The organism is Methylovulum psychrotolerans, assembly GCF_002923755.1.
In the GTDB taxonomy this organism is placed as follows: domain Bacteria; phylum Pseudomonadota; class Gammaproteobacteria; order Methylococcales; family Methylomonadaceae; genus Methylovulum; species Methylovulum psychrotolerans.
Genome location: NZ_PGFZ01000009.1, coordinates 67179 through 78891, shown reverse-complemented (window position 1 = coordinate 78891; position 11713 = coordinate 67179). Strand labels below are relative to the sequence as shown.

The window sequence follows — 11713 nt, the reverse complement described above, 5'->3', positions numbered from 1 at the left end:
CTGAGTTAAAATCAGTCATGTGGTGCTGTAAATCGCGCCGTTATGCGGCTTCGCAGTTGACTACAGGCGAACTATGCATAATAACGGACTGAGCATAATTCTTACCCAACGCAATGGGCCGGATGCAATTTTCCACGGGGTTGTTGTCAATCGGCAGATGTCCGGTTTCCGCATAACGGATCAGGGCGGGCCACCGTTTTAAGGTGTAACTCAAGGATTTGATTGACGGTGTAGATAATCATAACTTAACAATGAAAAAACAAGCCAATGCTAAAATATAAGCAAGAATAAGAAAAATAAAAAAGTAAGGCACTAATGAAGAAAATTCCAAATCATCTATGGAATTCATAAAAAGGTCATTATCCGAATTTGATAAACGTCTTTTATAAGAAATAATGAATTTGCGCGGAGAAAGCAAAATCAAAAAACTAAACATCGGCAATAAGAAAAATAAAAAAACAAAAACTCCAAAAATGGTGTTTGCCATTTCAAGAAAATGATCTTTCATAATTACACCTTAAAACATCAACTAAGCCATCACAGAGTAGGCACAACGGATTTTTGCAGTTTTCATCGGTGGGAACGAGCCAAGACCCCGGCTTACCAGTACGATAAGGATTTTTACAATCTTCTTGCTTGCAAACTGAATCAGAATCGCCGGATGGTATAGCTGTCCCGACTAAGGGGGACTCAGACGGCACGGGATCAATACAGGAAAGCGCGTCGGATAATTCGCAATCGGGAATTACAAAATCAGGAAAAAACTGATCAAACGCATTGATAAATTGGGGAGGGAGAGCGATTTTTACGCGCTCCATGACCTGCTCGATTAAAAAGGTGTCGTCTGGTATGCCGTTTTGATTTTCTTTGTCCATTGGCTTTTCTTAAATAAGGGTTAAATGTGATGCGGTTTGTGTTGGAGCCACGATGGTCTATTTGTCAGGTATCAGTAGATATCTGGCCAATCTTACCAGCGGTTTGTGTAAGGCCGGTAAGATAACCGCCAAGGATACCAACAAAATAAAAGACTTTTGCCAAAATGATAGAAAGGCCAAGGGGCCACTTAATATCCAGGCATAAGGCACTGACAATAAAACCGAAACCACAAAAAAAACCGACATTTTCATCAGTGTTAACCGTGAATCGTGAATAGCCGTATGTTTTTTGGCAGCGGCACTAAATTGAAATAATGAAGCGACAAATTTAGCTACATTTTTCATGAGGGCAAGAAAATACATGGCTTAACCTATTTAGGTGGAGTCTGTTTGGCTTTGAGCGGCGCGATGATGCCGGACGGGGAGGAGAATCTGCCGCCCAAATTCCATTTGCGCGGCTCTATTTCCGTGTAGATGAAACCGTCAGCATGAAGGTCTCCGTCGTTGTCTTCCCAAGGTGAAACCCAGATTCGCATCACTTGTGGTTGCGTTCTAATAGGAATGGGTTGTTCTATGGTTGGTACTGGAACCGGGCCGGCATTAACGCGGATGGTCTCAATTTTACCGTTGGGATCACCAGAATTTTTATCGGGTTTCACAAAGTCACTATTGTTGGTTGCCTTATAAATCTCGCGGGCCGACTTACAGTGGATACCATCGACACCGCCAGGACAAGAGAAATCGCTTTTGCCTAGGCTAAAACTGGAACACCCTGCCGTTAAAACGGCGAGAACCAGAACTAAGCATTTATTTACCGTTAATTTCATCTTCAAGGTCTTTCTCCAGTAAGGTTTTAAATGATTTGACAGAACCCTTAAAAGTATTGTGCGAAGGCAGGTAAATGAAAGGTACAGCTTGAATTTCGAGCATTTTTGTTGCGACCACTGCTTTTTGCAAGGGTTTGAGGTCACAAACACCTTCCTGCCTGATTAATGGGGGGAGTTTTGAGTAATCCTTGGACAACAACGCCTGAACGGATTGGCCTTTGTCTTTATTGCATAGCAGTTGCTTAGTCAGTTCAGCGGACTTGCTACCCAGTACCGGCACAACCACCAGCTTGAATGTGTAGTCTTTTGAAAGGGCTTCGATCTGGCTAATCAGGTCGTGGCAATGGTCACATTGCGGATCGGTGAATATGGTCACTTCCCTTTTTCCGGTACCGACAGTCAACGTGGACAAATCGTCGGGGTTAATGCCGATCTTACGCAAATCTACTTTTTCAATGCCTTGGGTGTCCGCTACTGACGTAATTTGCTTGCCCCGCCACATGTCCACCAGCTTAAAATTTCCGGCAACTACAAAATGTCCGTTATCGGTAATCAAAAATGATTTTTCACCGGCTTTGATAAAGGAGAGCCCCGTTACTGGTAGGCGTTTGACTTCATCAATGCTCCGCATGACCTCCTTCACATCGGCCGTGATTTGCGTGTCGGTAGTGGGGCTACTGCCAGTTTGCGCAGTTGTCAGTATGGGGATAAATAAAACTGCCAATACACCAAGGTGAGCACATTTTTTGAAAAAATGCTGTAAAAAAAGGGGGATATATTGATTCATATAAATTCTTTTATCGGTAGTTGCCGGTTCCTGAGAAACCGCTAATAGTGCCCATGAGACCACTTGAACTGCCACTAATGGCGCCGTAAGTTCCGTGATGTTTGGTGACGGGGCCATAGGTGGTATTGGTGACGCGATCCGGTAAGACGGCGGTACTTCTGGATTTGCCGGTGAGAGACATGCCTCGCACCAGGATCAAGTCGATGCTTCGCCCAGCATCCACTTCAATGACCGGGAAAATATTTTTAGCCATTTCCAGATAATACGCTGCAAGTTGGTCGGCCGCAGAATGCACACCACCACCAATAGCCTGTCCACCTACTGCTTCGGGTGATGGATATTGGAATTGGCTGGTACCGGAAGGATTCAGCGCTAATGGCTGGACACGTTGGGGTGTGAACGCCTTACCCAAACCGGACACGAACCCGGCCAGCAAGGCGTTGCCGATGACTTGCCCATTTTTGCTGACCAAGCGGCCGCGCACGCCCGCCTTGCCGTCTTCACCAACAGAGTAGGCATCCATCGGCGTTTCTATGACTGTGCCATCTTTTTTGACACAAGATAGCCTTTCTGCACGCATATAGGCACGCTCAGAGCTCAAATCACCATAGCCGCTGGCGATGACGAAGCATTCGGCAATGTCCATGCGATATTTATTAGGCAATAAGGCCTCGTGTTTGACACGCAATAATGTTGGGAAAGGATCCATCCGCGACTGGTTCGACGTGGGCGCATCCAGACCTGTCATTAGGACTCCGCTTAACATTGTGCCTGAAGGCAGATAAACGTCAGGCAAGCCGGTAACGGTATCAGGCCTTTTGATATTGACCGTCTCCATAATACGGTTGCGCTGTTGGCGTTTTGCCGCGAGTTCCGTGCTGTTTGCCATTGTGCTGGTTTGTGCGGGTGCGGAACCGCCATTTTTCGTTTTTTTGCCTTCCTCGCCAAATCCAGAGATGACTCGGATTTTCAGACCTGTGTCAACCCCGGTATCTGGATCGTTCATGTTCGGCGGCTGTTTGGAGGCGGGTTCAAATCCATTTTGTTCAGGTCTGGCATTAGGTCCAGTTGATTTATGATCGCCCGGTATAGGGGGTAAAGGTACTTGGTTTTGCAAAACCTCTTGAGTGTTCGCTACCCGTTTCTCCAACTCGTCATATCGCTGTTTAATTTGAGTGTTTTGCTCGTTAATAAGCCTATTGTTTTCGATCAACAGAGATTCAATCTCTTTTGTTTTTTTGTCTTGCTGTTGGTAGCTTAGCCGGATTTCGGTCAAATCTTGGGTTACGCCTTTAACTTTCGCGGCCAAAGCATCCAGTGATACTTCGCGGGGATCTTTGCCATTGAATAGGTTGTATTCAATTTTTCGTGGTTTTTTTGTGGGCGTAATGTCGCCATTTTCGGAGGTGGCGACGATTATAATGGCAGATAATAAAAAGATGATGCCACCACCTCCCAACAGCATGATCTGCTGCTTCTTTTTGGGATCAAGGTTTCCATAAAATTCCGCCAGCCGTTTCATGAGGTCGTTCATGCGTCAAGTCCGATAAATTAGAGTAAAGATGGGCGGTATTCGACATCACGTTCCTGACCATGGCGGATTAGGACGAAAATTTCAGTTTTATCGCCAGGATTCAAACGGATTTTTGGCCAGGATGAAACGGCCATTACGGATTCACTGGCACAAAATGCCTCTTCGAAAATTTTGGGTGATAAACTGGTGTTTTCGGCGACCAGTACAACGATGTGCATATCTTGACCAACAAAGGTTTGTCCGTAACTGAATGCTAAGTTGGGGTTATGGCACAGGGTTGAAACACCCATCCCACTAGCTTTTTCATCAAGTGAAAAGCCGGACGGGACTTGTTGTTTGGCGAGGGATTGCATCATGATTTTTATATCAGACAAGTAATCCGATTCTTGGCGAAAGGGTTTGTCCGATTGTGACGCCAATCCTAGTGATGGGTTATTAGCATCAGCTTGACGGTCGGATTCAATACGGATTTCTACTGGGGTGCCGAGGCTCACGGGCAACAATTGCAACGATGTTGCTTGGCCTGTTTCGACATCTGAGATGAACAGGCTTACAGGGGATTCCATGTCGGTGGCGACATACACCGCCGATCCGTCAATTTTAGTTTCAACATTGTCGACCGTCAGCACTTTAGGGTTTAGGTAAGGTGTGACTATGCGGTTGAGCTTGTTTCTGGCAATTTCAACCGTTTCAGTAACGCCTTGCTTTGAATTGATGGTCACGCCTGTTTTCAGGCTGCGGTTATCAGGCTTCGTTAATGTTTGTTCTGGTGCTTTTACGCCCAATAAGGGTGGGCGTTTTTGTGGTTTTTGGGGGGGAACTCGCGCAGGCGAAAGTTCTGGCGGTGGTAAGCTGTTTTGCTCATCTTGAACAGGCAATGCGTTTGTTACATCCTGTGCAGGAGCCGGAGCTGTAGTAACAGGATCGGGCGATTGCGCCTGTGCGTCTATAAATGGAGGCTCCATTAATGGTGGAGAATCTTCAGCAACGACAATAAAAGATGGGGATAGCCATAATGCGACAATCAACGGCTTGATGGCCGATCGGTGTTTCAGAAACGTTGTCATTTTCCATTCTCCTGGTCTTTTTTGGTTTGTTCTTTAGCCGCATCCCTTTTTACAACGGCAACAATTTTCGCTTCGCCTTCATACAATGCCAGGTGGGAAATAACTGGGGCGTAATTTCTGATGTCTATTTTGAATTCAAACGTCTGGGCGGATGAAGCTGACTTGGCGCCTACACCTGTGATCCAATGCTTGCCTGTAACAAATACTTTGTCGGTTTCAGGTTCGTAAGACACTTTTTTGACTTCAAAAGTGGACGATACCCGTTCTTCTTTTAACGTTTGTAAGTCAGCGCGTACTTGGTCATTCAGCAATAGCTTAATATCCGGGGTAACCATGTCATTAAGTGATGACAGGATAAAGTCCGCATTTTCTGGTGTGATGTTGCCTAGGAGGGTCGCTGCGTACATGCCCCAAGATTTCTTATAACCTTCCGAAGCTTTGTTCTGGGCAATATCGGCTTGTTCTGACAAACCTTGTGGAATCAATACCACAAGTTTTTCTGTGTTCAACACACCAATAACTAAAATTAAATTAACGCACAGCAAAAAGCCGCAAACAATTTTCAGGAATTTGTTTGAATCTTGAAGTCCCAGCCATTTTTGGGTGAAATTTTTATGTTTCATGATCTTTAATGGAAATATTTGATAAAGGACAAGGGTAGCGATGTGGGAAACTTATCTTTCGCATTGATGCCAGCATTCCAATACAAAGCATGGATTAAAAACCCATTAGACTGGCGATCTTTGAACTTTTTATAAATTTTCACTAAGAACAGCCCAGCGGCCAACAACATGCCCAAATGGTCTGCCATGATGCCTATGGCGAACATGATAGAAAGCAAGATGAATTCATCAAATTCCCAAAACAGCAATTGCTGGGGGTCATCTAAATAATTAGGTATTTGGCGCATGGTCATTTACTCGTGACTGGATAAACGTCTGATCGGCGGTTTAATGCGCGACCTGACTCTGTCGAATTAACCGCAGCGGGTGCTTGTTCACCGAATGCAAGTGTCGAAATAAGGGAGGCTTTTACGCCTTTGTTGATTAGATACTGTTTAACTGCTTCGGCTCTCTGCATGGATAAGCGTTGGTTGTAAGGCGTGCTTCCATACGAATCCGTATGCCCTGTGATCTTAATATGCAATATGCCACGCGGGGCATTTTGGGATATAAACCGGTTTAATTTTTCGGTTTCAGGATCAGACAACGTGATGCTGTCAAAAGCAAAGTAAACGGTATTGACGTTTACATTTTCCTGTTCGGACGACTGGACAGGACGCGTGGTGACGTTAACGGATGTGGGCTGTAAGCGGGATGGTAAAGTCAATGCGTGCTGAAACGAGGGTTCGATGACAGCTTGATTTTGAAAACCCATTATTAACGCGTAATCCAAATTGCAAACCACTGGTTGGGAATAAGTGGTTTCTATAACGAAATGGCAATCGTCATCGGTTTTGAGAAAATGGTTGGTGCAACCCGCCATCATTAAAAATGCGGATACTTGTTTTAAGGTGACGATCAACGTAATTAATTTCTTATTCAAATTGTTCATCAAGGATAATCTCGTAACGTTTAACTTTAGTGGAATACGCTGCGCCACGGCCAGCATTGAAGGAATGGTAGCGTGCGACCGCCAGACGTACATCGTTGCCGACATGGATATCTTTTAAAATGCCCGCCGCCACCATAATATTGACAGCGGGCTCCATGAGCAGCTTTTTATCCTTGATCCTATGGCCGTTCCAGCGGATATTAACTTGCATTAGACCGACATCGATATTGTTAACCCCCTGCTCAAGCATGGCGGTCAGGGCTTTTACGGCGACATCTTTGGTAGGGTAACGGTAGGGTCCAGACTTGATGCCAATACCGCCTTGGTTAACATGAATAGTCCATGGCCATGGCCTAAACGTGTGGTCATGCCAGCGCATGCCGGATTCCTGTAAGGCAATACTATATAGCGTGTTAGGGCGAACGCCGGCGAGTTGGGACGCTTTCGCCCACAAGCTCTCTTTAAGGACGGAAGAGTCAGCGGACACATAAAAAGGGTAAATAATGAGTATAATTATAAAATATCGCATAAAATTTAAGTATATTTAATCTTTTATGGGTATTTTAAACTATTTTTATGGATTCTGTCTGATCAAAAAGTATCAAAAAAGTGGTATAATTCGACCAGACAGAAAGCCAGTGGTTATACGATAAAGTCGGTGATTGTGAGATTTGTCGAATAGCCCGTCAGCAAAACAGAAAAATCAGCGGTAGCGTCCCCATTCAAATCGACGCTAACGGTGGTGTCGGCGCTGATAGAACCGGAGGCGGCAAATTTAATTTCTCCGGGAGTATGGGTGAAGTCCGCCCCCTTGTCGGTCAGTAAAATTAAAGGCACAGCGGCGGTGTGCAGGTTGGCAAAATTCATTTTGTCCGAACCAGCCGTGAAATCGGTGATAATATCAGGAGCCGCAACTTTGGTGTCTCCTACGGCGGTGAACTTGAAGATGTCATTGCCATTGCCGCCAGTCAACTTATCTGTCCCTGCGCCACCATCAAGAATGTCGTCACCATCCAAACCGGACAATATGTTGTTTGCGGAATTGCCGGTCAACATATTGTTGCCAGCATTGCCTATCCCATTTATCACAGACGTGGCGGTTAAGGTCAATACTTCAACATTAACCCCTAAGGTGAAACTGACACTGGATTGCACGGTGTCAAAACCTTCAGAAGCGGCCTCTATCGCCCGGTCACCGACATCATCAATGATATAAAGGTCGTCACCGAGATTACCGCGCATCGTATCGACACCTTTTCCCCCATCCAAGGTGTCTTTACCGTCACCAGCATTAATAGTATCGTTACCGCCTGCGCCGCTCAAAATGTTGTTACCAGCATTACCTATCACAACGTTATTTAGGTCGGTTCCGGTAGCATTAATGTTCGTCGTACCCGTTAGCGTCAGGTTTTCAACATTGGCACTCGCAATTTTATAAGTGACGGCACTGAATATCGTGTCCGTTCCTTCCTGAACGGTCGCACCGGCAACAATTTTGGTATTTTCGACAACAGAATCCGATGGCGTGTCAATGTAATAACTGTCATTGCCGTCACCGCCCGTCAAGGTATCAACCCCAGCACCGCCATCCAAGGTGTCGTTACCCAACCCTCCAAACAGTTTGTCGGCTCCGTCACCACCACTCAATACGTTATTGGCAGCGTTGCCGGTAATAGTATTGGCATCTGCATTGCCTGTACCATTAATAGCCGCAGCGCCTGTGAGGGTCAAGTTTTCAACGTTGGCAGAAACGGTGTAAGTGATCGAAGCGTTGATGGTGTCACTGCCTTCGGATGCGTTTTCAATAATCGAATCAGCCAAGTCATCGATGGTATAGGTGTCGTTTCCTGCACCACCAAGCAAAATATCTGAACCTGCCCCACCATCTAGGATATCGTTACCGTTTTGTCCGGTTAAGATATTGGACGCGCTATTACCTATAAGGGTGTTGTTGGCGGCATTACCGGTGCCGTTGACGGCGTTCGTACCCGTCAATGTCAAGTTTTCGATGTTGGCGAGCGAAGAGTATGCGCTTAAATTATAAGAGATATCCGTATTGATGGTGTCCGTCCCTTGTCCTCCGGTTTCGACAATCGTATAACCGGTCGTTGATGTCACGATGTAAGTATCGTCACCAAAACCGCCCGACAGGGTATCGTTACCACCGCCGCCGTTTAGGAGATCGTTGCCCAAGCCGCCCTCAATTTTGTTGGCGTTGACATCGCCAGTGAGAGTATCGTTAAAAGTGCTGCCAACCAGGTTGTCAATGTTGATAAAGGTGTCAGTGCCTGACCCCAATGTATTTTGGGGGGTCGCTAATGATAAATTGACCGTCACGCCGCGGGTTGAGCCGAATTGGTATGACACTGTGTCGTTGCCGCTCACGCCGTCGATAATGTTATTGCCATAATTGACAAAAATAACGTTGTCGGCGACATTGCCGGTGCCATTTAAATTAGTAACACCGATCAATTTTAGATTTTCGACGTTGTTGCCGAGGGTGTAATTGACCAACGTCAATACGGTATCAATACCCGAACTGCCGACGGAGGTTTCGTCGGCTTTATCATTGGCGTTGTCGACGATGTAGATGTCGTCGCCACCTAGGCCGATCATTGTATCCTGACCCGTGCCGCCATTAAGGATATTGTTCCTGGTATTGCCGGTGATGATATTGTTAGACGCGTTGCCAATGGCGTTAGTGGCGTTGTTGAGTAAGATCAAGTTTTCAACATTACCGGCAAGTATATAATCAACCGTGCTGCTGACTGTATCAGTGCCTCCGGCGGCAGCCTCTAAAACCTGATCCAACGGATTGTCAACCAAATAATTGTCATTGCCGTCACCGCCGATCAGGACATCAATCCCCAAACCGCCGTCCAGGGTGTTTGCCAGCGCATTACCGATCAAGGTGTCATTAAATTGTGAGCCCCTCAGGTTTTCAATATTGGCCAAGGTGTCAATACCCGACCCCAACGTATTTTGTGCGGTCGCGGTGGCAAGGTTTACTGTCACAGCGGCGATGGCGCTATCGTAAGAAACAGTATCGTTTCCGGCACGCCCGTCGATGTAGTCCGATAGGACACTATTGTTGATAGAATTGTCTTTAATGTCGCCAATCAAAACTTGACCGCCGTTCGAGAAAGTAAAGTTGGCTGTCGTTAAATTGTCAATCGTAAGGCCGGTGAAGGTGAGAGCCTTGCCGGCAATAGTCATAACCGCATCGCCAGTGGCATTGACCGTAAAAACGGCTTGACCGGCGTTAATATTGTCACTGTTGAAGTAGATGATGTCTGTAGGCAGGAAGGCACTAAATGTTTTAGTAGCACCTGTAAATGTTGAAAAATTGTAAGTGGTGGCCATAATTTTCTCGCATTAATGTCTGGATTAAATAGTCCTTGACGGATCAAAACGCCCCCCCCCTTGCCGACCAACTACAGATTTTGATCTTGGTTAGATTGAAGGGGCGTTTGTCGTTTAAAAATAACCCCCTGGAGGGTTATAAAGGGGGTTTAGACGATGCCCGAAACCACTGAGTTGATAATCGCTGGGCCGTAGTAGAGGGAGAGGGCACCGGAAATGCCTATAACGACAGCGATGATGGATTGCTGGACAACACCCGTGGCAAGACCCACCAAGAACATGCCCAGGGCAATAACCTTGCCTAGGGTGCCTTTAGACCAGGATTCAAGCTTGGTGTAAATATCGGCAAAATCATCGCCGTCGGTTCCCGCGAACGAAGCTTCTTGGAAAACGACCAATGCAACGAGCAAGCCGAAGAAGATCAGCGCATCTTTATAATGCTTGGTGAAGAATTTTTGGGTTTTTTGTAAAGCCAATTGGAACGTTAATTTTAATGCGTCCAAAAGGGAGATTTCGGTTTGTTTAATCATATTTGCTTACCGTAATGTAGTTAAATGGGGTAAAAAAAATGCCTTCATCGGCAAGACTATTGTTAAATAAAATCAATGAAATGATAAGCGCGAAAAGTATCGATTTTTTGGTATAATTCAACTCGACTAAAAAATAGAGCCTTTTTTAACCCATTTCAATACATAAGTTAATTTCGGCTTGCGATGTTTTTTTAAAGTTGAGGCATAAAAAAAGCCCCATAATGGGGCTTTTTTTATGCCTAAGTTGTTTTTTCCTACACGCGCTTCAGAAGTGTCCCCGCGTCACTCGGCTTAATCGGGGAAATCATTCTCCGTCTTTGAGTCCAGCGCCTTCTTTTGTGAGAATCAATGTCGACATCACAAACCGGACAGTTTTGATATAAAACTGGATAGCTTTTGACAGTTAGATACTGACATTGGCAACGCGTGCATTGGGTGAACTTATAATTCCCGCATGTAATTTGCAAATAGACATGCCAGGCCCTTTCGATAGGAAATATCCTAGAATCAAAAATAGTTTTATAAATTGCATACGCGCCAACAAACAGGATTTTTTTATCGGCTTCCTTGGGCGAACCCATCTCAATATTATGGAAGATGCTGTAAAAGTACGAAGAATGTAAACAGTTGATGGGCGTTTTAACAATCCAATTTGGATCGTAAGGCAAAAGACCACCCCTTGAAGACTGTAGGGCAATGGCCTTAAAAAGCATCGATGCGGCACGCTTGTTTATGCCAAGAAGTGCTTCGAGTAAAGTTGCTCGGCCACCTAAATTCACAATTTTTTCGGCAAAAATATATTGGTCTTGCCTTTCACGCAGCTTGTTCATTACCGGCCTCGGCATTCATCAATATTGTCAGCCCCTGTATACCAACAACCCTGTTAGGTTTTTCGGGTATTTTTATACGCATTAAAGTCCGTCCGCATTTTGACAATTCATTAATCTCTTCAATCGTCAATTTCGAGATATTTTCAACTTCTTTCGCAGAAATGCCCAGCACCCAAATTGCTTCTACGGGATACAATTTGGCAAGCTCTCTGGCATGCATCAGAAAGATAAGGCGGCACTTGATCTTATGCGAGAAAAAGAACGCGAATAAGCCCGGATCGGGTGGAGGTGACGGAATTGCGTCCGCCACCCGATCTTGGCCGGATTGCGTAGAGTTAAGGCGGTT

The 11713-nt window shown here is 45.5% G+C and carries 15 protein-coding genes and 1 pseudogene; all 16 read right to left on the bottom strand.

Annotation, left to right across the window (positions count from 1 at the left end):
* Window positions 1-100: 100 nt before the first annotated feature.
* Window positions 101-208: pseudogene (locus tag AADEFJLK_RS17745) on the bottom strand (IS66 family transposase); the annotation flags it as partial.
* 30 nt (window positions 209-238) lie between these two features.
* Window positions 239-508 carry a hypothetical protein gene (locus AADEFJLK_RS17740; protein WP_146054648.1) on the bottom strand — a complete coding sequence of 90 codons (270 nt, stop codon included), beginning with the start codon at window positions 506-508 and terminating at the stop codon, window positions 239-241.
* Window positions 489-875, bottom strand: coding sequence for a hypothetical protein (locus AADEFJLK_RS17735; RefSeq protein WP_103975196.1), 387 nt, complete (start codon window positions 873-875; stop codon window positions 489-491). The genes AADEFJLK_RS17740 and AADEFJLK_RS17735 overlap by 20 nt, the downstream gene beginning before the upstream one ends.
* A 57-nt stretch (window positions 876-932) precedes the next feature.
* Window positions 933-1238 (bottom strand): hypothetical protein, encoded by a 306-nt coding sequence (locus AADEFJLK_RS17730; RefSeq protein WP_146054647.1) that lies wholly within the window; start codon window positions 1236-1238, stop codon window positions 933-935.
* Window positions 1239-1246: 8 nt separating this feature from the next.
* The gene (traV, locus tag AADEFJLK_RS17725) at window positions 1247-1702 is read right to left on the bottom strand and encodes a type IV conjugative transfer system lipoprotein TraV (RefSeq protein WP_103975194.1); all 456 of its coding nucleotides are present in this window, start codon (window positions 1700-1702) and stop codon (window positions 1247-1249) included.
* The gene (locus AADEFJLK_RS17720) at window positions 1683-2564 is read right to left on the bottom strand and encodes a thioredoxin domain-containing protein (RefSeq protein WP_170065163.1); all 882 of its coding nucleotides are present in this window, start codon (window positions 2562-2564) and stop codon (window positions 1683-1685) included. The genes traV and AADEFJLK_RS17720 overlap by 20 nt, the downstream gene beginning before the upstream one ends.
* On the bottom strand, window positions 2500-4023 hold the full coding sequence (locus AADEFJLK_RS17715; protein ID WP_103975192.1) for a TraB/VirB10 family protein: 1524 nt from the start codon (window positions 4021-4023) through the stop codon (window positions 2500-2502). The genes AADEFJLK_RS17720 and AADEFJLK_RS17715 overlap by 65 nt, the downstream gene beginning before the upstream one ends.
* Before the next feature lie 17 nt (window positions 4024-4040).
* Window positions 4041-5090, bottom strand: coding sequence for a TraK domain-containing protein (locus tag AADEFJLK_RS17710; RefSeq protein ID WP_103975191.1), 1050 nt, complete (start codon window positions 5088-5090; stop codon window positions 4041-4043).
* On the bottom strand, window positions 5087-5713 hold the full coding sequence (locus AADEFJLK_RS17705) for a TraE/TraK family type IV conjugative transfer system protein (protein WP_103975190.1): 627 nt from the start codon (window positions 5711-5713) through the stop codon (window positions 5087-5089). The genes AADEFJLK_RS17710 and AADEFJLK_RS17705 overlap by 4 nt, the downstream gene beginning before the upstream one ends.
* A 5-nt stretch (window positions 5714-5718) precedes the next feature.
* The gene (gene traL, locus AADEFJLK_RS17700; protein WP_170065162.1) at window positions 5719-6000 is read right to left on the bottom strand and encodes a type IV conjugative transfer system protein TraL; all 282 of its coding nucleotides are present in this window, start codon (window positions 5998-6000) and stop codon (window positions 5719-5721) included.
* Window positions 6001-6002: 2 nt separating this feature from the next.
* The gene (locus tag AADEFJLK_RS17695; RefSeq protein ID WP_170065161.1) at window positions 6003-6644 is read right to left on the bottom strand and encodes an OmpA family protein; all 642 of its coding nucleotides are present in this window, start codon (window positions 6642-6644) and stop codon (window positions 6003-6005) included.
* On the bottom strand, window positions 6628-7173 hold the full coding sequence (locus AADEFJLK_RS17690) for a transglycosylase SLT domain-containing protein (RefSeq protein WP_103975187.1): 546 nt from the start codon (window positions 7171-7173) through the stop codon (window positions 6628-6630). Before AADEFJLK_RS17690 ends, AADEFJLK_RS17695 begins: the two co-directional genes overlap by 17 nt.
* Before the next feature lie 113 nt (window positions 7174-7286).
* Window positions 7287-10007: a beta strand repeat-containing protein gene (locus tag AADEFJLK_RS24110; RefSeq protein ID WP_146054645.1), complete on the bottom strand. Its 2721-nt coding sequence runs from the start codon at window positions 10005-10007 to the stop codon at window positions 7287-7289.
* 149 nt (window positions 10008-10156) lie between these two features.
* Window positions 10157-10537, bottom strand: coding sequence for a TraA family conjugative transfer protein (gene traA / locus AADEFJLK_RS17670; RefSeq protein WP_103975183.1), 381 nt, complete (start codon window positions 10535-10537; stop codon window positions 10157-10159).
* A 254-nt stretch (window positions 10538-10791) separates the two neighbouring features.
* Window positions 10792-11367 (bottom strand): FlhC family transcriptional regulator, encoded by a 576-nt coding sequence (locus AADEFJLK_RS17665; protein ID WP_170065159.1) that lies wholly within the window; start codon window positions 11365-11367, stop codon window positions 10792-10794.
* Window positions 11351-11713: hypothetical protein (locus AADEFJLK_RS17660; RefSeq protein ID WP_211299250.1), on the bottom strand; the 363-nt coding region annotated here is incomplete at its 5' end. The genes AADEFJLK_RS17660 and AADEFJLK_RS17665, both read right to left, overlap by 17 nt.